20 protein-coding genes are annotated in these 21023 nt (G+C 46.1%); 19 read left to right on the top strand and 1 reads right to left on the bottom strand.

Annotated elements, in window-relative coordinates:
- Positions 1–4 precede the first annotated feature (4 nt).
- The 6 genes from BM278_RS04005 (at position 5) to spoVM (ending at position 5118) form a co-directional block, all read left to right on the top strand.
- Positions 5–754 carry a Stp1/IreP family PP2C-type Ser/Thr phosphatase gene (locus BM278_RS04005; protein WP_090948062.1) on the top strand — a complete coding sequence of 250 codons (750 nt, stop codon included), beginning with the start codon at positions 5–7 and terminating at the stop codon, positions 752–754.
- Positions 755–759: 5 nt separating this feature from the next.
- Entirely contained in the window at positions 760–2706 is a 1947-nt protein-coding gene (gene pknB / locus BM278_RS04000) for a Stk1 family PASTA domain-containing Ser/Thr kinase (RefSeq protein WP_090948061.1), read from the top strand.
- Positions 2707–2726: 20 nt separating this feature from the next.
- The gene (gene rsgA, locus BM278_RS03995; protein ID WP_090948060.1) at positions 2727–3608 is read left to right on the top strand and encodes a ribosome small subunit-dependent GTPase A; all 882 of its coding nucleotides are present in this window, start codon (positions 2727–2729) and stop codon (positions 3606–3608) included.
- A gap of 2 nt (positions 3609–3610) precedes the next feature.
- Positions 3611–4261: a ribulose-phosphate 3-epimerase gene (gene rpe, locus BM278_RS03990; RefSeq protein WP_090948059.1), complete on the top strand. Its 651-nt coding sequence runs from the start codon at positions 3611–3613 to the stop codon at positions 4259–4261.
- Positions 4262–4319: 58 nt separating this feature from the next.
- Positions 4320–4967: a thiamine diphosphokinase gene (locus tag BM278_RS03985; RefSeq protein ID WP_090948058.1), complete on the top strand. Its 648-nt coding sequence runs from the start codon at positions 4320–4322 to the stop codon at positions 4965–4967.
- Between the two features lie 70 nt (positions 4968–5037).
- A complete protein-coding gene (spoVM, locus tag BM278_RS03980) occupies positions 5038–5118 on the top strand; it encodes a stage V sporulation protein SpoVM (RefSeq protein ID WP_003394991.1) in 81 nt (26 codons plus the stop codon).
- A gap of 49 nt (positions 5119–5167) precedes the next feature.
- Here the strand turns inward: spoVM and rpmB are convergent, their stop codons facing one another.
- Entirely contained in the window at positions 5168–5353 is a 186-nt protein-coding gene (rpmB, locus tag BM278_RS03975) for a 50S ribosomal protein L28 (protein ID WP_043904077.1), read from the bottom strand.
- 237 nt (positions 5354–5590) lie between these two features.
- Between rpmB and BM278_RS03970 the strand changes: the two genes are divergently transcribed.
- The 13 genes from BM278_RS03970 (at position 5591) to ffh (ending at position 20957) form a co-directional block, all read left to right on the top strand.
- Complete coding sequence (locus tag BM278_RS03970; protein WP_003251820.1) at positions 5591–5953, top strand: Asp23/Gls24 family envelope stress response protein; 363 nt, start codon at positions 5591–5593, stop codon at positions 5951–5953.
- A 17-nt stretch (positions 5954–5970) separates the two neighbouring features.
- Positions 5971–7647 carry a DAK2 domain-containing protein gene (locus BM278_RS03965; RefSeq protein WP_090948057.1) on the top strand — a complete coding sequence of 559 codons (1677 nt, stop codon included), beginning with the start codon at positions 5971–5973 and terminating at the stop codon, positions 7645–7647.
- A gap of 161 nt (positions 7648–7808) precedes the next feature.
- Positions 7809–9920, top strand: coding sequence for an ATP-dependent DNA helicase RecG (recG, locus tag BM278_RS03960; RefSeq protein ID WP_090948085.1), 2112 nt, complete (start codon positions 7809–7811; stop codon positions 9918–9920).
- Positions 9921–10020: 100 nt separating this feature from the next.
- Positions 10021–10617: a transcription factor FapR gene (fapR, locus tag BM278_RS03955; protein ID WP_090948056.1), complete on the top strand. Its 597-nt coding sequence runs from the start codon at positions 10021–10023 to the stop codon at positions 10615–10617.
- A complete protein-coding gene (plsX, locus tag BM278_RS03950) occupies positions 10601–11590 on the top strand; it encodes a phosphate acyltransferase PlsX (RefSeq protein ID WP_090948055.1) in 990 nt (329 codons plus the stop codon). Before fapR ends, plsX begins: the two co-directional genes overlap by 17 nt.
- Positions 11591–11605: 15 nt before the next feature.
- Entirely contained in the window at positions 11606–12547 is a 942-nt protein-coding gene (fabD, locus tag BM278_RS03945; RefSeq protein ID WP_090948054.1) for an ACP S-malonyltransferase, read from the top strand.
- Positions 12548–12550: 3 nt separating this feature from the next.
- The gene (fabG, locus tag BM278_RS03940; protein ID WP_090948053.1) at positions 12551–13291 is read left to right on the top strand and encodes a 3-oxoacyl-[acyl-carrier-protein] reductase; all 741 of its coding nucleotides are present in this window, start codon (positions 12551–12553) and stop codon (positions 13289–13291) included.
- A 68-nt stretch (positions 13292–13359) separates the two neighbouring features.
- Positions 13360–13593, top strand: coding sequence for an acyl carrier protein (locus tag BM278_RS03935; RefSeq protein ID WP_003251806.1), 234 nt, complete (start codon positions 13360–13362; stop codon positions 13591–13593).
- 144 nt (positions 13594–13737) lie between these two features.
- The gene (gene rnc, locus BM278_RS03930) at positions 13738–14478 is read left to right on the top strand and encodes a ribonuclease III (protein WP_090948052.1); all 741 of its coding nucleotides are present in this window, start codon (positions 13738–13740) and stop codon (positions 14476–14478) included.
- Between the two features lie 93 nt (positions 14479–14571).
- A complete protein-coding gene (gene smc / locus BM278_RS03925) occupies positions 14572–18135 on the top strand; it encodes a chromosome segregation protein SMC (RefSeq protein WP_090948051.1) in 3564 nt (1187 codons plus the stop codon).
- Between the two features lie 21 nt (positions 18136–18156).
- Positions 18157–19149, top strand: a complete 993-nt coding sequence (gene ftsY, locus BM278_RS03920) for a signal recognition particle-docking protein FtsY (RefSeq protein ID WP_090948050.1) — start codon at positions 18157–18159, stop codon at positions 19147–19149.
- Between the two features lie 120 nt (positions 19150–19269).
- Positions 19270–19602 carry a putative DNA-binding protein gene (locus tag BM278_RS03915; protein ID WP_090948049.1) on the top strand — a complete coding sequence of 111 codons (333 nt, stop codon included), beginning with the start codon at positions 19270–19272 and terminating at the stop codon, positions 19600–19602.
- A gap of 14 nt (positions 19603–19616) precedes the next feature.
- Positions 19617–20957, top strand: a complete 1341-nt coding sequence (gene ffh, locus BM278_RS03910; protein ID WP_090948048.1) for a signal recognition particle protein — start codon at positions 19617–19619, stop codon at positions 20955–20957.
- Positions 20958–21023: the final 66 nt, after the last annotated feature.

The following is a 21023-nucleotide window of genomic DNA, read 5'->3' as shown; positions in this document are numbered from 1 at the left end:
AATAATGAAAGCCGTTTTTCAAACCGACATTGGCAAAATTCGTACTCACAACGAAGATAGCGGCGGAGTTTTTCAAAATAAAGACGGACATTATTTGGCGGTTGTCGCCGATGGAATGGGAGGGCATCGCGCCGGCGATGTCGCGAGTGAAATGACGATTTCGTATTTAAAAACAGAATGGGAACAATCAGAACACATCTCTTCCCCGGATATCGCGGAGCAATGGTTGAAAGACCATGTCGCGGCCGTGAACCGAATTTTATTTGAGCATTCTTTGAATCATGCGGAATGTCAAGGAATGGGGACAACGATCGTCAGCGCGATTTGCACCGACCAGTTTGCGACGGTCGGGCATATTGGCGACAGCCGCTGCTACTTGTTAAATAAAAGCGGGTTTCAGCAAATTACGGAAGATCATTCGCTTGTCAATGAATTAGTGAAAACTGGGCAAATTTCTAAAGAGGATGCAGAACATCATCCGCGTAAAAATATATTGCTGCGTGCGCTCGGCACAGAACAAGAAGTGAAATTGGATGTGAAAACGATCAGCATCGATGAGCATGATATGTTGCTTTTATGTTCGGACGGCTTATCAAACAAAGTATCGGAACAGATGATGATACATATTTTAACATCCGCCGGCACGCTCGAGCACAAGGCGCAAACGTTAATTGACTTAGCGAATGAACATGGGGGAGAAGACAATATTACATTGGCGATTATCGATTTTTCATTGGAACGTGAAAGTAGGTGATCCGCATGCTCATCGGCAAACGGTTAAACGACCGCTATAAAATCATTCGTTTAATTGGCGGCGGAGGGATGGCAAACGTTTATTTGGCGAGAGATATCATTTTAGACCGTGACGTCGCCGTAAAAGTGCTGCGCTTGGATTTTGCCAATGATGAACAGTTTATTCGGCGATTTCGCCGTGAAGCGCAAGCGGCAACGAGCTTGAATCACGAAAATATCGTCACCATTTACGATGTTGGGGAAGATGAAGGCATCTATTATATTGTCATGGAATATGTGCGTGGGTGTACGTTAAAACAATATATTCATAAACATGCCCCCCTTCCGGTTCCGAAGGCGCTTCATATTATGGAGCAATTAACATCCGCGATCGCGCACGCCCATGAAAACGGGATTATTCACCGCGATATTAAGCCGCAAAACATTTTAATCGACGAGCGCGAAAACGTGAAAGTGACTGATTTTGGGATCGCCGTTGCCCTTAGTTCCACTACGATTACGCAAGCCAACTCGGTGCTCGGTTCTGTTCATTATTTGTCGCCAGAACAAGGACGCGGCGGAATTGCGACAGAAAAGTCGGACATTTACTCCTTAGGAATTGTCATGTTTGAATTAGTAACAGGGCAGCTCCCTTTTTCCGGTGAATCTGCTGTATCGATTGTGCTCAAACACTTGCAGACGGAAACTCCTTCTCCAAAAGCGTGGAATCCTAACATTCCGCAAAGCGTTGAGAACATTATTTTGAAAGCGACGGCGAAAGATCCGTTTTATCGTTACCGTTCAGCGAGGGAAATGAATGAAGATATTCGCACGGCTTTAGATCCGGAACGTGTCAACGAGCAAAAATTCGTGATTCCTGCCGATGACGAGGAGCCGACAAAGGCGATTCCGATTATTAAAGAAAACGATATTAGCGCCGGAAGAGAGCAGCAAACCATCATTTATGAAGAAAAGCAGGAAGAAGAGAAAAAAGAGGTAAAACCGAAAAAAAAGCGAAAATGGCTCGTTTGGCTTACCGCATTATTTTTGTTTCTAGTCGCGACCGGAGTGAGCGCGGTCACATGGATTCCCGATTTGATTTTTCCAAAGGAAGTGACGATGCCGAATGTCATCAACAAAGATTATGACAAAGCGGTTGAACAGTTGTCGGCGCTAGGGTTAGAGATTAAAGACACCATTGACGTCGAGAATGACGAAATCGCGGAAGGAAAAGTAGTGCGCACAAAACCGGAAGCGGGAATGACGGTAAAACAAGGGTCGGCTGTTATTATTTATAAAAGCATCGGCAAAAAGAAAGTAGAGTTCGGCGATTTTATCGGCGAAGATATCGGAATAGCGGAAGAACAGCTGAAAAGCGAAAATTTTATGAAGATTACGCGCAATGAACGATATAGCGATAAGCCGCTTGGCACGATTATCGACCAATTTCCTTATGCAGGTGACGAAGTTGTTCCCGAAGAAACGGAAGTGATTTTCACCGTCAGCCTTGGTCCGGAAAAAATTACGTTAAAAGATTTGACCGGGTATACGGAAAAAAGCGTGCGTGATTATGCCAATGACCAGCAGCTGCATGTAAAAATGAAATACGAATATTCCGATAAAGTTCCGGAAGGACTCGTTATTTCGCAAACGCCGAAAGCAAATGAAAAAGTAGACAAAGGCGATACGATTACTGTTATTATTTCGCGTGGCAGGGAGCCGCTTCCTACGAAAACGGTGATCAAAGATATTGAAATTCCGTATGAACCGGAAGAAGAAGGCCAAGTCGTCGAAGCACAATTATATATTCAAGATGCCAATCACAATATGACGATACCGTATAAAACATATCGTCTGACTGAGCCGGTAAAGGAGACGGTGACGTTTGAAATCCCATATAAGCAAACAGCGTATTATCGCGTCATTGTCAACAATGTAATAAAAGATGAGGGAACCATTCCATATCCAGAATAATCGTCAAAAGGAGTGAGGCTATGGCAGAAGGAAAGATTATTAAAGCGTTAAGTGGATTTTATTATGTATTATCGGAAGGAAAGGTGTTTCAATGCCGGGGAAGAGGAGTATTTCGCAAGCAGAAAATTACTCCTCTTGTCGGCGATGATGTTGTATTTCAGGCGACAGGTGAGACAGAAGGATATATTATGGAGATACGCGAACGAAAAAACTGGCTCGTTCGCCCGCCAATCGCTAATGTAGAACAAGCGATTTTAGTGTTTTCGGCAGTGGAGCCGGATTTTAGCGCAAAGCTTCTCGACCGCTTTCTCGTTCTTGTTGAATCGAAACAGATTCGCCCGATTGTTGTCGTGAATAAAATGGATTTAGTCGACGATCAGACAAAACCGACAATCGAGCAATATATTCGCGACTATCGGCAAATAGGATATGATGTCATTGAGACGTCAACAGTTGCAAAATTGGGAGTAGAACAGCTGCTTTCCTATTTAGAAGGCCGTGTTTCCGTTTTTGCTGGGCAATCGGGCGTTGGGAAGTCTTCGCTTTTAAATGCGCTCCGCCCGGATTTGCAGTTAAAAACGAATGATATTTCTACGCATTTAGGGCGCGGAAAACATACGACCCGCCATGTAGAATTGCTGGAAGTTGGCGGTGGTCTCGTTGCCGATACGCCGGGGTTTAGTGCGCTAGAGCTGGATGAATTGGAAATAGACGATCTGCCGCTTTATTTTCCAGAGTTTCGCGAGCGAAGCGATGCGTGCAAATTTCGCGGCTGCTTGCATATCGCGGAGCCGAAATGCGCTGTAAGAGAAGCGGTCGAAGCGGGGGAAATTGCTTCTTATCGGTATGAGAATTACATCAGTTTTGTTGAAGAAATGAAAGAACGAAAGTCGAGGTATTGACTATGGTAAAAATTGCGCCATCGATTTTATCTGCAAATTTTGCACGGCTTGCTGAGGAAATTCGCGATGTGGAGAGAGGCGGAGCCGATTACATTCATGTCGATGTGATGGACGGGCACTTTGTTCCGAACATTACTATCGGTCCGCTCATTGTCGAAGCGATTCGTCCTGTGACAAAGCTGCCTTTAGACGTCCATTTAATGATTGAGGAACCTGATCGCTACATTCCTGTTTTTGCGAAAGCAGGAGCCGATTATTTATCGGTCCATGTCGAAGCGTGCCCGCATTTGCATCGCACGATTCATTTAATCAAAGAGCATGGAGTAAAGGCTGGGGTTGTCTTAAATCCACATACGCCGGTCGAAATGATTCAACATATGCTCGATGATGTGGATTTAGTATTATTGATGACAGTTAACCCAGGATTTGGAGGGCAGAAATTTATTCCATCTGTACTGCCAAAAATTCGGCAAGTCGCGCAATTAGTAAAAGAAAAAGGACGGTTCGTAGAAATTGAAGTGGATGGCGGGATCAATGCCGAAACGGCCCGCCTTTGCATCGAGGCGGGGGCAAACGTGCTTGTTGCTGGTTCTGCCATTTATAATGAACGCGACCGCGCCGCGGCGATTCGCGCCATTCGCGGCGAAAGCTGAGCGGAAGGCATTCGACCTTCCGCTTTTATTAAAGTGGAAAAGGAAGGGAGAAAACCGTATGTTTATTCATATTGTCGGCGGAGGACCGAATGAGCATCTTCCTTCTCTTTCTAGTTATGATGGGGAACATGTGCAATGGATCGGGGTAGACCGCGGGACAAAGACGCTGCTTGAAGCAGGGATTCGGCCGATCAAGGCGTTTGGCGATTTCGACTCGTTGACGACAGAAGAGATCCTGTCATTGCAAAAAATGCTTAATGACCTTGACATATGGCCGGCAGAAAAAGATAAAACGGATATGGAAATTGCGCTTGATTGGGCGGTGCGGCAAAAAGCCGAGAAAATCCGGATTTTCGGGGCAACCGGCGGCCGCTTAGATCATTTATTCGGCAATGTCCAATTGCTGATCAAATATGCAGAAAAGCCGATCGAGATGATAGACAAGCAAAATATTGTGACAATTCATCTTCCAGGCACGCACACCGTTTCTTATGATCAACGATACCGCTATGTTTCTTACATTCCGATTTCCGATGATATAAAAGGAATGATGTTGGAAGGATTTAAATATCCGCTAACAAATTGTCATATTTTTCGCGGTTCGACACTATGTATTAGTAATGAACTGATCCAAGCTTCCGGTACTTTTTCCTTTTCTGAAGGCATATTAATGATGATAAGAAGCAGCGATGCAGGTACGATTTAAAATCAAACGAATATACTGATAAAGAGATGAGGCGAAGGAGCGTTACGATCGTTGTGAGGAGGGAATCGGAATGAAATTTTATACCATTAAATTGCCGAAATTTCTCGGCGGGATTGTGCGTGCCATGCTAAATTCCTTTAAAAAAGGATAAGAAAAAAGCACCAAATTTTGGTGCTTTTTTTATGATGAGCAAACCGTTATTACACGCGTTGCACTTTTCCAGATTTTAACGCGCGGGCGGACACCCATACACGTTTTGGCTTACCGTCCACTAAAATACGAACTTTTTGCAGATTTGCTTTCCATGTGCGTTTATTGGCGTTCATCGCATGCGAACGTGAGTTGCCGAAAGATTTTTTCTTCCCTGTCACAAAGCATTTTGCCATCTTTTTTCCCTCCTTACTAGCACCGCTTCCATGTGAGTCTAAAAAACACTATTATAATTTATCATACAAACGGTGAAATTTCAATATATGATGTTTTATCTTTCAAGAAAATATCCTTGACATATATTTTTATTTTCGGCTAAATAATACTAGTGGGCGATGGGACAACTTTTAAAAAGGAAAATGTTATAGTACAATGGCGGTAGCTATGCGAATAATTCCGAAGGGGGAGCGAGCATGTCGATTGAATTGCAAACGAAATACGGGCGAATCGAAATCTCGAATGACGTTATTGCGATGATTGCAGGCGGTGCCGCGGTCGATTGTTACGGAATCGTCGGAATGGCGTCGAAAAATCAAATTAAAGATGGGATTTCGGAAATTTTGCGGAGAGAAAACTTTTCCAAAGGCGTGATTGTCCGCGAAGAAAACGGCGAAGTACATATCGATATGTACATTATCGTTAGCTATGGAACAAAAATTTCCGAAGTTGCCCATAACGTGCAAACAAAAGTGAAATATACGCTTGATCAAACGTTAGGGCTTTCTGTACAGTCGATTAATATTTACGTTCAAGGGGTTCGCGTGACGAATCCGTAGTAAGGAGGAGTTAGTCGGTGACAATTAGGACACTTGACGGAAGACGTTTTGCCGAAATGGTCTTCCAAGGTGCAGCGCATTTATCGAACAACGCAAAAGCCGTCGACGCGCTGAACGTCTTTCCGGTCCCGGATGGCGATACAGGCACGAATATGAATTTGTCCATGACTTCTGGTGCAAAGGAAGTAAAAAATAACGTTTCCGATCATATTGGAAAAGTCAGCAGCGCATTGGCAAAAGGATTGTTGATGGGGGCGCGTGGAAATTCGGGAGTGATTTTATCGCAATTGTTCCGTGGTTTTGCGAAAGCGATTGAAACGAAACAAGAAATTAATAGTGTCGAATTTGCCGCTGCGCTTGAAGCAGGAGTTACCACCGCTTATAAAGCGGTCATGAAGCCGGTGGAAGGCACGATATTAACCGTAGCGAAAGATGCGGCGAAACGAGCTGTAGAAGTTGCAAAAAAAGAACAAGATATTGTCGTTGTAATGGAAGAAGTAGTGAAAGAAGCGAAGGCATCTTTACAACGCACTCCCCAATTATTGCCGGTGTTAAAAGAAGTCGGTGTTGTCGATAGCGGCGGTCAAGGACTTGTCTACGTATATGAAGGTTTTTTGAGCGGATTGAAAGGAGAAAGCGTCGTTGATCGGAAGCCAGCGGAAGTTTCTATGCAAGAATTAATCAAGGCGGAACACCATAAAAGTGCGCAAAGCCACATTCATACCGATGAAATCGAGTTCGGCTATTGTACCGAATTTATGGTGCGGTTTGAACGAGATAAACTAGAAAAGCATCCATTTTCCGAAGAAACGTTTCGCCAAGATTTAAGCCGATTCGGCGATTCGCTGTTAGTAATTGCCGATGATGAACTTGTCAAAGTGCATATACATTCGGAGCAGCCGGGAGAAGTATTGACGTACGGGCAAAAGTACGGGAGTTTAATCAACATTAAAATCGAAAATATGCGCGAGCAACATGCAAACATCGTCAATAAAGAACGTCCTGTTGCTGTAAGCACGGCAAATGCAAAACGAAAAGAAAAATACGGAATTGTGACGATCGCGATGGGGGATGGCGTTGCCAAATTGTTCAAAAGCATCGGCGCACATGTGGTGATTGAAGGCGGCCAAACGATGAACCCTAGCACGGAAGATATCGTAAAGGCGATTGAAAGCAGTAACGCCGAAACGGTATTCGTGCTGCCAAACAATAAAAACATTATTATGACTGCGCAACAAGCCGCCTCTGTCGTCAATCAAAAAGTGATCGTCATTCCAACGAAAACGATCCCGCAAGGCATGTCGGCATTGCTAGCGTTTAACCCGTCACTTTCTGAGGAACAAAACGAAAAAGCAATGACCGCTGCCTTATCTCGCGTCAAAACCGGGCAAGTTACGTTTGCCGTACGCGACACGACGATCGACGGAGTAGAAATTAAAAAAGATGATTACATGGGGCTTGCTGACAGCAAAATCGTTGCGGCTGAACAGGATAAGCTTTCGGTGACGAAGCAATTGCTTGCTGCGTTAATGGACGAAGAAAGTGAAATCGTGACAATGATATATGGAAAAGATGCGACAGAAGAAGAAGTGGAAGCAATCGTTTCTTATATTGAGGAAACATATGCGGATGTGGAAGTGGAAGTGCACAATGGAGGACAGCCGCTATATCCTTTTATCTTTTCTGTTGAATGAATATGTTAGAATAGTAGAAGGGGGCTCCCCCTTCTATTTTATTGTATGGCAACGGCAAGAGAAACATGAAATAAAAAGCGTTTTTACGATGATGGTCCATCTGGCGCCAAGCGGCTAGCGGCAGATTGGCGCTTTCTGGCACGAAAAACCGAGTCGTTGAAATGAAAAGAAACTGCACAAGGAGGTTTAGCAGGAAACGCCGTTCGGCGTTTCAGCTAATAGCCGTGAATCGTGAGTTGCAACAACCCGTTACAGCAATAAAGGGAATTGGCGAAGAAACGAGCGAAGCGCTCCGGGAAATGGGGATTACAACCATTGAGGAATTGCTCATGCACATTCCGTATCGTTATGAAGATTATGAGGTAAAAGATTTGGCGGAAGTGAAACATGACGAAAAAGTAACGGTCGAAGGGAAGGTGTATAGCGAGCCTTCTCTTACCTATTACGCGAAAAAAAAATCGCGCCTAACGTTTCGCTTGCTTGTTGGGCGGTATTTAATCACCGTCGTTTGTTTCAACCGCCCTTATTTAAAGCAAAAATTATCCATGAATGATACGGTTACGGTCATCGGAAAATGGGACCGGCGTCGTCAAGCGATTACAGCAAATGAATTGAAATTAGGGCCGTTGCCGCAAAAGCGCGAGTTGGAACCGGTTTACTCGGTTCGCGGATCCGTCACCGTGAAAGGAATGCGGCGTTTTATCCAGTTGGCTTTAGCGCAATACGGTGAAGCAATTATCGATCCGCTTCCGCTGTCAATGCGGCGGACGTACCGGCTTATTTCAAAGCAAGAAGCGATTCGGGCAATCCATTTCCCGCGTTCCCACGAAGAATTGAAACAGGCGAGACGCCGGCTTGTATACGAGGAATTTTTGCTTTTTCAATTAAAAATACATGCGCTTCGCAAAGTGCAGCGGGAACATTCGAAAGGAATCGCCCACTCGTTTGCGCCGGAAAAATTGCATGATTTTATCGCGCGGCTGCCATTTTCGCTAACAAAAGCGCAACAGCGCGTCGTTCGCGAAATATTAACAGATATGCAATCGCCGTACCGCATGAACCGTCTTCTTCAAGGAGATGTTGGTTCAGGGAAAACGGTCGTTGCCGCGATTGTATTATACGCCGCCGTTTTGTCCGGTTATCAAGGAGCGCTCATGGTGCCGACGGAAATTTTAGCAGAGCAGCACGCACAGTCATTGCAAGCATTATTCGCGTCGACCGATGTAACAGTGGCGTTGTTAACAAGCTCTGTAAAGGGAAAGAAAAGAAAGGAAATTTTAGAACAACTCGCTTGTGGAACGATTGATATTGTTGTTGGAACGCACGCGCTTATTCAGGAAGAAGTAAATTTCCAAAAGCTTGGCTTAGTGATCACAGACGAACAGCATCGCTTTGGCGTGGAACAGCGCCGGATTTTGCGCGAAAAAGGGCAAGCGCCTGACGTGTTGATGATGACGGCAACGCCGATTCCGCGAACGCTTGCGATCACCGCGTTCGGCGAAATGGACGTATCGGTGATTGACGAAATGCCGGCTGGGAGAAAAAAGGTGCAGACGTATTGGGTAAAACATCATATGTTTGAACGCGTCCTTGACTTTATGGAAAAAGAAATTCAAAAAGGACGGCAAGCATATGTCATATGCCCGCTTATCGAGGAATCGGAAAAATTGGATGTGCAAAATGCGATTGATGTCCACAGCATGTTGACGCATTATTACAGAGGAAAATACAACATCGGGTTGATGCATGGGCGGCTTTCTTCGGAGGAAAAAGAAGAAGTGATGAAGGCGTTCAGCGAAAATCGTGTGCAAGTATTAGTTTCGACTACGGTCGTCGAAGTCGGTGTCAATGTGCCGAACGCCACGGTTATGGTGATTTACGATGCGGAGCGGTTTGGGCTGGCGCAGCTGCATCAATTGCGCGGACGGGTCGGCCGCGGCGATGAGCAGTCGTATTGTATTTTAATCGCCGATCCAAAATCGGAAACAGGGAAAGAGCGGATGCGCATTATGACGGAAACGACGGACGGCTTCGTACTTTCCGAAAAAGATTTGCAATTGCGTGGCCCGGGTGATTTTTTTGGCACAAAGCAAAGCGGCATGCCTGAATTTAAATTTGGCGACGTCGTGCACGATTATCGCATTTTGGAAGTGGCGCGCAACGATGCGGCGAAATTGGTTCAGTCTACCGCGTTTTGGCGCGATGAGTCGTATCAATGGTTGCGCCTTTATTTGCATGAGTCCGGTGTGCTAGATGGAGAAAAATTAGATTAATTTGACTGAAGAATCCCTTTTGTTTTTTACTTGCAATCTTTTTTTTGAGATTATATACTACTGTTAGTACCTAGTCATAAAAACGGACGGTGTAAGAAACATGCGGAAAAGCAAACGGGAACGACAAAGGCTTTTGCAAGAGACGATTCAAAAAAATCCGTTTATTACCGATGAAGAATTGGCAGAAAAATTTTCTGTCAGCGTTCAAACGATCCGCTTGGATCGTTTAGAGTTGTCGATACCTGAGTTGCGTGAGCGAATTAAACATGTCGCACAACAGTCGCTGGCTGATAAAGTAAGAGCGCTTCCGATTGAGGAAGTGATCGGGGAAATTATTGATATCGAGCCAGACCATAGCGCCATTTCTATTTTCGATGTGAGAGCGGAACACGTGTTTAAACGAAACCGCATTGCGCGCGGCCATCATTTGTTCGCCCAAGCCAATTCGCTTGCCGTCGCCGTCATTAACGACGAACTTGCACTGACTGCGAAAGCGAACATTCGCTTCACAAGACAAGTGAAAGAAAACGAGCGAGTCGTAGCGAAAGCAAAAGTGATCGGTGAAAATGAGAACGGACGAACGATTGTGGAAGTAAACAGCTACGTCGGACAAGAGCTTGTTTTTTCCGGAACGTTTGAAATGTATCGATCAAATAACGAAAAAAAGGATGGAGACAGCAATGAAAGTAGCAATTGATGCGATGGGCGGCGACCATGCGCCGAAAGAAATCGTCCTTGGCGCAATAAAAGCTGCCCGACACTTCTCAGATGTACATATTACGCTATTAGGTGACGAAAGCAAAATTCGTCCATATCTTTCATCGGAAGATCGCATCACCGTCATTCATACTGATGAAGTGATCGAAGCAACAGATGAACCAGTGCGGGCAGTGAGAAGAAAAAAGCGCTCGTCCATGGTGCTGATGGCCGAAGAAGTGAAAGAAGGCCGCGCCGATGCTTGCATATCGGCGGGAAATACAGGTGCGCTGATGGCGGCAGGGCTATTTGTCGTTGGGCGAATCGCCGGGATCGATCGGCCGGCATTGGCACCGACGCTTCCGACGGTTGGCGGCGAAGGATTTTTGTTTTTGGACGTCGGCGCCAACGTTGATGCCCGGCCGGAACATTTGTTGCAATATGCTTTAATGGGGGCGGTGTACGCGGAAAAAGTGCGCGGAATACCGCGGCCGCGCATCGGCTTGTTAAACGTCGGAACGGAAGACCAAAAGGGGAATGATGTCGCAAAGCGGACTTTTCAGCTTTTGAAAGAGACGAATCTCCATTTCATCGGCAACGTAGAAGCGCGCGATTTATTGCAAGGTGTCGCCGATGTCGTTGTCACAGATGGATTTACTGGAAACGTCGCGTTAAAAACGATTGAAGGCACGGCTATTTCCGTTTTTTCGATGTTGAAACAAACGCTAACAAGCAGTTTTTCAAGCAAACTAGCGGCAGCCGTCTTGAAACCGAAGTTAATCCATTTGAAAAAAACGATGGACTACGCCGAATACGGAGGAGCGGCGCTGTTCGGATTAAATGCGCCTGTCATCAAAGCGCACGGTTCGTCTGACGCGAATGCGATCTTTCACGCTGTTCGTCAGGCGCGGGAAATGGTAATGAACGATATCATCACTACCATAAAAGAGGCGCTTGAGCAAAATCATTCATAAAAGGAAGGGAAACGTATGGGGAAAATCGCCTTTATTTTTCCAGGCCAAGGATCGCAAACAGTAGGGATGGGAAAAGACATCGCACAAAGCGATGCTAATATTGCCGCGGTGTTTCAATCAGCGGACGAACGCCTTGGTTTTGCGCTTTCCTCGCTGATTTTCGAAGGGCCGCAAGAAACGCTGACATTAACGTACAACGCGCAGCCCGCTTTATTGACAACAAGCGTTGCGCTTCTTGAAAAAGTAAAAGAAGCCGGTATTGCGGCTGATTATGTTGCCGGCCATAGCCTAGGAGAATATACGGCGCTTGTAGCGGCGGGAGCGCTTTCGTTTACCGATGCGGTGTATGCGGTAAGAAAGCGCGGAGAGTTTATGGAAGAAGCGGTGCCAGCGGGAGAAGGAACGATGGCGGCCGTGTTAGGAATGGATGCAGCTGCGCTTGAAGCCGTCACAAAGGAAATTTCTGAACAAGGCGATCCTGTGCAGCTGGCAAATTTAAACTGCCCGGGGCAAATCGTGATTTCCGGTTCCAAAGCAGGAGTGGAAAAGGCGGGGAACCTTGCGAAAGAGCGCGGGGCAAAACGGGTGATTCCGCTTGAAGTGAGCGGTCCGTTTCACTCTTTGCTTATGAAACCGGCTGCAAGCCATTTGCAAGAGGTGCTAAACACGATTGCGATTCGCGATGCGGAAATCCCTGTCATTGCCAATGTCACCGCACAGCCGGTGGTGAAAAAAGAAGAAATTTTGCGTTTATTGATCGAGCAATTATATTCTCCTGTCCGCTGGGAGCAGTCGGTAGAAACAATGATCCGTTTAGGAGTAGATACGTTTGTTGAAATCGGTCCGGGAAAAGTGTTGTCAGGACTTGTGAAAAAAATTAGCCGCAGCGTGAGCGTGTACGCCGTGAACGATCTTGCGTCTTTGCAAGCGACCGTTGCGGCATTGAAAGGGGAGTAAACGATGTTGCAAGGGAAAGTTGCGCTTGTCACGGGAGCGTCGCGCGGCATCGGCCGGGCGATTGCATTGGAACTGGCGCGCCAAGGAGCAAAAGTAGCGGTCAATTACGCCGGCAGCGAAGCGAAAGCGAACGAAGTCGTCGAAGAAATTAAAAACATGGGTGGGGAAGCGTTTGCTATTCAAGCGGACGTATCCGACGCTAAAGCCGTTGAGCAAATGGTCAAAGCGGTATTGGAACGATTTGAACGAATCGATATTTTAGTCAACAACGCCGGCATTACCCGCGACAATTTACTAATGCGCATGAAAGAAGAAGAATGGGATGATGTGATTAACATTAATTTAAAAGGGGTATTTAACTGTACGAAAGCTGTGACGCGTCCGATGATGAAACAACGGTACGGCCGCATCGTGAACATCGCTTCCATCGTCGGCGTCATGGGGAATCCGGGACAAGCAAACTATGTCGCCGCGAAAGCGGGTGTGATCGGGTTGACAAAAACGGCAGCTCGGGAGCTGGCAAGCCGCAACATCACCGTCAATGCGGTTGCCCCTGGATTTATTACGACTGATATGACCGAGCGCCTTAGCGAAGAAATAAAGACGGAAATGTTAAAACAAATTCCGCTTGCCCGCTTCGGCGAACCGGAAGATGTCGCGAAAGTCGTTTCTTTCCTCGTATCGGATGCTGCTAGCTATATGACGGGGCAAACGCTTCATGTGGACGGTGGAATGGTCATGTAAAATAGGTTTTTGAAATAGCTAGTATTTTCTAGCTGAATCTACTATAATCATGAAGGGAGGTGAATGCAATGGCAGACGTATTAGAGCGTGTTACGAAAATCATCGTCGACCGTTTAGGCGTCGAAGAATCCCAAGTAACATTGGATGCTTCTTTCAAAGATGATCTAGGGGCTGATTCTCTAGATATCGTAGAGCTTGTGATGGAATTGGAAGATGAATTTAATATGGAAATTTCCGATGAAGAGGCTGAAAAAATTGTCACAGTAGGAGACGCTGTGAACTACATAAAAAGCCACATGTAATATCTTTAGAAAAGTCCCGTTCAAAAGCGGGGCTTTCTATGCTTTTTATCGGTGTAACGCACGGATGAACGGATATAATAAGGAAGTATAGAAGCGTTGCTTTTTACATATATTTCGCGTGGATGAAGTCGGAGGGCCTTATATATGTCGAAGCAAAAAGATAAGGAACGTATCAATGAAAAAAGGCGAGCCAGATTTAAGGAATTGCAAAAAAAAATCGGCATTTTTTTTACGAATGAAAAACTTCTCATTCAAGCTTTTACCCATTCATCGTATGTGAATGAGCATCGGAGACGGCCGCATGAAGATAATGAACGGCTTGAGTTTTTAGGCGATGCGGTGCTGGAACTTACCGTTTCGCAATATTTGTTTAAAAAATTCCCCCATATGAGCGAAGGCGAATTGACGAAACTGCGCGCGGCGATTGTCTGTGAACCGTCGCTTGTCAAGTTTGCCAACGCCTTATCGTTCGGCGAACTCGTGCTTTTAGGAAAAGGGGAAGAATTGACGGGAGGGCGAACGAGACCGGCGCTCTTAGCAGACGTATTTGAAGCGTTCATCGGCGCACTTTACTTGGATCAAGGAATGGATGCGGTCATGCAATTTTTGGGACAAACGATTTTTCCAAAAATTGATGAAGGTGCTTTTTCTCATGTGATGGATTTTAAAAGCCAATTGCAAGAACTTGTCCAACGCGATGGCATCGGCGTGCTCGAATATAGCATTTTAGAGGAGAAAGGGCCGGCGCACAATAAAGAATTTGTCTCGCGCGTTTCGTTAAACGGACAAGAGCTCGGCATCGGCGTCGGAAAATCAAAAAAAGAGGCGGAACAACACGCGGCGCAAATGGCATTGCAAAAGCTAAAAACGGTGGAGAAAGAGTAAGGGGGCTGGCTCTCCGAATATAGTCAGCCCTTCTTTCGGCTTTTATCCTATAGTGGTGGTACAACAACTGGAAGATTGTGAGGCGGGGTACGAATGTTCCTCAAACGATTAGATATTATCGGATTTAAATCGTTCGCTGATCGAGTATCGATTGAATTTGTTCCCGGAGTGACGGCGGTCGTCGGTCCAAACGGGAGCGGAAAAAGCAATATTACCGACGCGATTCGCTGGGTGCTTGGCGAGCAGTCGGCGAAATCGCTGCGCGGCGCAAAAATGGAAGATATTATTTTTGCCGGCAGTGATTCTCGCAAACCGCTGAATGTCGCAGAAGTGACGATTACCCTCGATAACGAAGATCAATTTTTGCCGCTCGATTATCAGGAAGTCAGCATTACGCGGCGCGTTTACCGCTCGGGAGAAAGCGAATTTTTCATTAATAAACAACCGTGCCGCTTAAAAGACATTGTTGATTTGTTCATGGATTCCGGCCTTGGAAAAGAAGCGTTTTCTATTATCGGACAAGGGCGCGTCGAGGAAATTTTAAGCAGTAAACCGGAAGAAAGACGCACCATTTTTGAAGAGGCAGCCGGTGTGTTAAAGTATAAAATCCGCAAGAAAAAAGCGGAAAATAAACTCGCCGAAACGCAAGAAAATTTGCAGCGCGTGAACGACATTTTACATGAGTTGGAGCAGCAACTAGAGCCGCTAAAAATGCAAGCATCAATCGCCAAAGAATATTTGGAAAAGCGCGATGAACTGGAAAGATTCGAAGTAGCGCTAATGGTGCATGACATTGAACAATTGCATCAGCAATGGACGTCGTTAAAGCAACTGCTCGCGCAGCACCAAAACGATGAAATACAGCTTTCTGCCGCAATCCAAAAAGAGGAAGCAGAAATCGAACAGCTTCGCGACCACATTACAGCGCTGGATGAGTCGATTGACGGCCTGCAGCAAGTGTTGCTCGTTGCCAGCGAAGAATTAGAAAAATTGGAAGGAAAAAAAGAAGTATTAAAAGAGCGCAAGAAAAACGCTGCTCAATATAAAAAGCAGCTCGAAGATACGATCGCCGTTCTTTCCGAAAAAAAAGAACGCATTGAACAAGCGTTAGCGCGCGAGAACGAACAGCTTTCCGCGCTAAAACAGGCGGTTTCTGCGATTCAAGCGGAATTGAGCGAAAAGCAAGCTTCCCTTTCTGCCTATGACGCAAATGTGGAAGAAAAAATCGAACAGTTAAAAAGCGATTATATTGAACTAGTTCACGAACAAGCGTCGTTAAAAAACGAACGCTCCCATTTGCGAGCGATGCTAGAGAAGCTGCAGGCAAAACAAAGTGCGCTTGCTGCGGAAAACCGCAAATATTTAGACGAACGCAAATATCTGAAAGAGCAATACGCGAAACTAGATGAAAAGCGTAAGCAAATAGAAAAAGTGCTGCAGCAAAAAGAAGCGCTCTTGCGGCAAAAAGCGGACAAAGTTGCGGCGATGAAAGCCGATTTGGAAAAGAAAGAATCGCTGCTTTATCAAGCGTACCAATATTTGCAGCAAACGAAATCGCGCAAAGAAATGCTTGAGGAAATGCAGCAAGACTATGCGGGGTTTTTCCAAGGAGTAAAAGAGATATTAAAAGCGCGCGCGCAGTTTCCGGGCATTCATGGGGCGATCGTCGAATTGATTCAAGTGCCTGACCGCTACGAAACGGCGCTGGAAATCGCGCTTGGCGGCGCGATGCAGCACATCGTTGTAGACAATGAGGAAGTCGCGCGGGAAGCGATCCGTTACTTAAAAGCGCATGCGTACGGACGTGCTACTTTTTTGCCGCTGAACGTCATGCAGCCGAAAGCGATTTCTCCCGAACAACTTTCCCTTGTGAAAGACCATCCGTCGTTTGTCGGAATTGCCAGCGAGCTTATTCAATATGACAGTGCCTATCGTTCTGTCATTGCCCATTTGCTTGGAAATGTGATTATCACGACTGATTTAAAAGGGGCGAATGAGCTGGCGCGTTTGCTTCATTATCGCTACCGTCTTGTAACGCTTGATGGCGACGTCGTTAGTCCAGGCGGCGCGATGACTGGCGGCGGAATTGCGAAAAAAACGAATTCGCTGTTAAGCAGAAGCCGCGAATTAGAAACGATTACGGAAAAGCTCCGTGAAATGGAACAAAAAACGGAGCAGCTCGAACGTTTTGTGCAAACGAAAAAGAAGGAGATCCAAAAGGAAGAAGCGGCATCGCTTGCGCTGCGCCAGCAAATAGAAGAGGAGCGTTTTGCCCTACAAGAAATAAAAAGCGAATTGCGTGAAGTACAATTGCAAGAACAAAATATGAATGAACGCCTTGCGCTTTATGATCATGAAAAAGCGCATGACGAACAAGAAGCAAAGCAAATGGAAGAAAAGCTAACAGCAATTGAACAGCAGCTTCGCGGTTTAGATGAAAAATTGCAGGAAATCGACCGGGCGATCGAAACGCTGCAAGCGCAAAAGCAAACGGAGCAGACATCCAAAGAAGCGCTACAAGCAGCGATGACCGAACAAAAAATCACCCTTGCTGAGACAAAGCAGCGTTTAAAAAACGCGCAAGAAAAAGTAGAACAGCTCCATGCCGAGCGAGCGGATGCAGAAAGACAGCTGCAGGCGGCCGAACAGGAACTCGCCGCTCTGATCGAAGAAATGAACGCTAGCCATTCCGGAGAAGAAGAATTAGAAAAGATGCGGCAAAAAAAAGCGCAAGACAAACAAAAAACAATTGAACTGATCACAAGCCGCCGCGAACAGCGCCTGCAATATCAAACGAAGCTCGAGCATTTGGAGCGGGAATGGAAAGAGAAAAAGCGGCGGCATAAACAGCTTGCCGATATCGTGAAAGATGAAGAAGTAAAATTGAACCGCCTTGACGTTGAGCTTGAAAACTTGCTGAACCGCCTTCGCGAAGAATATGCGCTTTCATTTGAAGCGGCGAAAAAAGCGTATCCATTAACAGTCGATGTGCAAGAAGCGCGAAAAAAAGTAAAGCTCATGAAACGGGAAATCGATGAGCTTGGAACGGTAAACTTAGGCGCGATTGACGAATATGAGCGGGTATCGGAGAGATATCAATTTTTAACGGAGCAAAAAGCGGATCTTCAACAAGCAAAAGAAACGCTTCATCAAGTGATTGATGAGATGGACCAAGAAATGAAACGACGGTTTTTATCGACGTTTGAGCATATTCGTTCCCACTTTCGCGAGGTGTTCCGCCAGCTGTTTGGCGGCGGCAGCGCCGATTTGCGCCTGACGAACCCGGACGATTTGCTCGAAACAGGCATTGAGATCGTCGCCCAGCCGCCGGGGAAAAAGCTGCAGCAGTTAAGCTTGCTTTCCGGCGGGGAACGGGCGCTAACGGCGATTGCCCTATTGTTTGCGATTTTAAAAGTGCGCCCTGTTCCGTTTTGCGTGCTTGACGAGGTCGAAGCGGCGCTAGATGAAGCGAACGTGCACCGCTATGCCCAATATTTGAAACAATTCAGCGACCAGACGCAATTTATCGTCATTACTCATCGAAAAGGAACGATGGAAGAAGCGGACGTGCTATATGGCGTCACGATGCAGGAATCTGGCGTATCGAAACTCGTTTCCGTACGCTTAGAAGATTCAAAGCAACTCGTAAAGTCGTAATGGAGAAAGGATGGCGTCGATATGAACTTTTTCAAAAAGCTGAAAGAAAAAATTACAAAACAAGCGGATTCGGTTACCGAAAAATTTAAGCAAGGGCTTGCGAAAACGCGCGATTCGTTCGCTGGGCGCGTCAATGATTTAATCGCCCGCTATCGAAAAGTCGATGAGGAATTTTTTGAAGAACTCGAAGAAATTTTAATTAGCGCCGATGTCGGCGTGACTACCGTCATGGAGCTCGTCGATGAGCTGAAAATGGAGGTGAAACGCCGCAACATTCAAGACCCGCAAGAAATGCAGGCCGTCATTTCCGAAAAGCTTGTTGAGATTTACCGCGGCGATGATGACAAGCCGGCCGAATTAAATATCCAAGAAAACGGATTAACCGTTATCTTATTTGTCGGTGTGAACGGAGTCGGAAAAACGACGACAATCGGCAAGCTCGCCCATAAGTTGAAGTCGGAAGGAAAGACGGTGATGCTGGCGGCGGGCGACACGTTCCGCGCCGGAGCGATTGAGCAGTTGGAAGTATGGGGGGAACGCGTCGGTGCGGAAGTCATTAAACAAACGGCTGGTTCCGACCCGGCGGCGGTGATCTATGATGCGATCCAAGCGGCAAAAGCGCGCGGTGTCGACGTGCTTTTATGCGATACGGCAGGACGCTTACAAAATAAAGTCAATTTAATGAAAGAGCTTGAAAAAGTAAAGCGCGTCATCGAACGGGAAATTCCGGGCGCGCCGCATGAAGTGCTGCTCGTGCTTGATGCGACAACAGGGCAAAACGCGATGAGCCAAGCGAAAACGTTTAAAGAAGCGACAGACGTTACCGGCATCGTATTGACGAAGCTCGACGGCACGGCGAAAGGTGGAATCGTGCTGGCAATCCGCAACGAACTTCGCATCCCGGTGAAATTCGTCGGGCTTGGTGAAAAAGTGGACGATTTGCAACCGTTCGATCCGGAACGATATGTATACGGTTTGTTTGCCGATTTATTGGAAGACAAAAACGAGCAATAACATCGGGTAGTACGCAGCTACCCGTTTTTTTGTAAAGTTAAAATCTTGACATCCATCATAAAAAAAGATACACTAGTCATCTGTAAAGGTGTTTCACTTAACAAGAGAGGAGGGAGTTTCATGCTCGAAAAAACGATGAGAATGAACTATTTGTACGATTTTTACCAAGCGCTGCTGACGCCAAAACAGCGCAGCTATATGTCGCTTTACTATTTAGACGATTACTCCCTCGGCGAAATTGCACAGCAGTATGATGTCAGCCGCCAGGCTGTTTATGATAATATAAAACGAACTGAGGCGATGCTGGAGGAATATGAAAAAAAATTATCGCTCTTTCAGAAGTTTCAAAAGCGAAAACAGCTGATGAACGAACTGAAAGACTATGTTTTGCAAAAATATGGGAACGACCAACAAATTTTTCATATTATTAAAGAACTAGAAGAGTTAGAATAAGGAGGTGAAAACAGATGGCGTTTGAAGGATTATCGGAACATTTGCAACGCGTCATGAGCAAAATCCGCGGCAAAGGAAAAGTGACGGAAGCGGACGTGAAAGAAATGATGCGCGAAGTTCGCCTTGCGCTTCTTGAGGCGGACGTCAATTTTAAGGTGGTCAAAGATTTTGTCAAACGGGTCAGCGAACGTGCGGTCGGGCAGGAAGTGCTAAAAAGCTTAACGCCGGGGCAGCAAGTCATTAAAGTGGTGAAGGAAGAGCTGACCGAGCTGATGGGCGGAGAACAAAGCAAAATAGCCGTTGCCAGCCGCCCGCCGACCGTCATTATGATGGTTGGTCTGCAAGGTGCTGGAAAGACGACGACGACGGGGAAATTAGCAAACTTGCTGCGCAAACGGTACAACCGCAAGCCGCTGTTAGTTGCTGCCGACATTTATCGTCCGGCGGCGATTAAGCAGCTTGAAACGCTCGGAAAACAGCTGAATATGCCGGTTTTCTCCCTAGGCGATCAAGTCAGCCCTGTGGAAATTGCCAAGCAGGCAATCGAAAAAGCAAAGGAAGAACATCATGACTATGTGCTTATCGATACGGCCGGCCGCCTTCACATTGACGAGGCGTTAATGGATGAATTAAAGCAAATGAAAGAGGTCGCGAAACCGGATGAAATTTTTCTCGTTGTCGACGCGATGACAGGGCAAGACGCGGTGAACGTCGCGCAAAGCTTTCACGAACAGCTTGGCATTACCGGCGTTATTTTAACAAAACTCGATGGCGATACGCGCGGCGGGGCGGCGCTTTCGATTCGGGCGGTGACAAACACGCCGATTAAATTCGTCGGAATGGGCGAAAAGCTTGACGCGCTCGAGCCGTTTCATCCGGAGCGCATGGCTTCGCGCATTTTAGGAATGGGCGATGTGCTCACGCTTATTGAAAAAGCGCAAGCCGCCGTCGATGAAGAAAAAGCGAAAGAACTTGAGCAAAAAATACGCACCGCCACGTTTACGCTCGATGATTTTTTAGAGCAGCTTGGGCAAGTGCGCAAGCTCGGGCCGCTTGACGAAATTTTAAAAATGCTTCCGGGCTTCAATAAAATAAAAGGCTTGAACAATCTGCAAATTGATGAAAAGCAAATTAGCCGCGTAGAAGCGATTATTCGCTCGATGACGAAAGAAGAAAAAATGCATCCGGAAATTATTAATGGCAGCCGGAAAAAGCGGATTGCGAAAGGAAGCGGAACGTCTGTCCAAGAAGTCAACCGGCTGTTAAAGCAGTTTGACGAAATGAAAAAGATGATGAAAATGATGACAAATATGCCGAAAGGAAAGAAAAGAGGATTGAAATTTCCATTTATGTAGAGAATAGCGTGTTAAGACAAAACACTTTACAAACTACACGATTATTGTTAATATACTATCTTGTGT

This window comes from Parageobacillus thermantarcticus (assembly GCF_900111865.1).
Taxonomy (GTDB): Bacteria; Bacillota; Bacilli; order Bacillales; family Anoxybacillaceae; genus Parageobacillus; species Parageobacillus thermantarcticus.
This window is presented reverse-complemented; position numbering and strand designations above follow the sequence as displayed.

Coding starts and splice junctions, on each gene's coding strand:
- rnc (WP_090948052.1), top strand. CDS start 13,738: ATGTCGAAGCAAAAAGATAAGGAACGTATCAATGAAAAAAGGCGAGCC.
- BM278_RS03935 (WP_003251806.1), top strand. CDS start 13,360: ATGGCAGACGTATTAGAGCGTGTTACGAAAATCATCGTCGACCGTTTA.
- fapR (WP_090948056.1), top strand. CDS start 10,021: ATGCGGAAAAGCAAACGGGAACGACAAAGGCTTTTGCAAGAGACGATT.
- pknB (WP_090948061.1), top strand. CDS start 760: ATGCTCATCGGCAAACGGTTAAACGACCGCTATAAAATCATTCGTTTA.
- fabG (WP_090948053.1), top strand. CDS start 12,551: ATGTTGCAAGGGAAAGTTGCGCTTGTCACGGGAGCGTCGCGCGGCATC.
- plsX (WP_090948055.1), top strand. CDS start 10,601: ATGAAAGTAGCAATTGATGCGATGGGCGGCGACCATGCGCCGAAAGAA.
- rpe (WP_090948059.1), top strand. CDS start 3,611: ATGGTAAAAATTGCGCCATCGATTTTATCTGCAAATTTTGCACGGCTT.
- recG (WP_090948085.1), top strand. CDS start 7,809: ATGAAAAGAAACTGCACAAGGAGGTTTAGCAGGAAACGCCGTTCGGCG.
- spoVM (WP_003394991.1), top strand. CDS start 5,038: ATGAAATTTTATACCATTAAATTGCCGAAATTTCTCGGCGGGATTGTG.
- smc (WP_090948051.1), top strand. CDS start 14,572: ATGTTCCTCAAACGATTAGATATTATCGGATTTAAATCGTTCGCTGAT.
- fabD (WP_090948054.1), top strand. CDS start 11,606: ATGGGGAAAATCGCCTTTATTTTTCCAGGCCAAGGATCGCAAACAGTA.
- ftsY (WP_090948050.1), top strand. CDS start 18,157: ATGAACTTTTTCAAAAAGCTGAAAGAAAAAATTACAAAACAAGCGGAT.
- BM278_RS03915 (WP_090948049.1), top strand. CDS start 19,270: ATGCTCGAAAAAACGATGAGAATGAACTATTTGTACGATTTTTACCAA.
- BM278_RS03970 (WP_003251820.1), top strand. CDS start 5,591: ATGTCGATTGAATTGCAAACGAAATACGGGCGAATCGAAATCTCGAAT.
- BM278_RS04005 (WP_090948062.1), top strand. CDS start 5: ATGAAAGCCGTTTTTCAAACCGACATTGGCAAAATTCGTACTCACAAC.
- ffh (WP_090948048.1), top strand. CDS start 19,617: ATGGCGTTTGAAGGATTATCGGAACATTTGCAACGCGTCATGAGCAAA.
- rpmB (WP_043904077.1), bottom strand. CDS start 5,353: ATGGCAAAATGCTTTGTGACAGGGAAGAAAAAATCTTTCGGCAACTCA.
- rsgA (WP_090948060.1), top strand. CDS start 2,727: ATGGCAGAAGGAAAGATTATTAAAGCGTTAAGTGGATTTTATTATGTA.
- BM278_RS03985 (WP_090948058.1), top strand. CDS start 4,320: ATGTTTATTCATATTGTCGGCGGAGGACCGAATGAGCATCTTCCTTCT.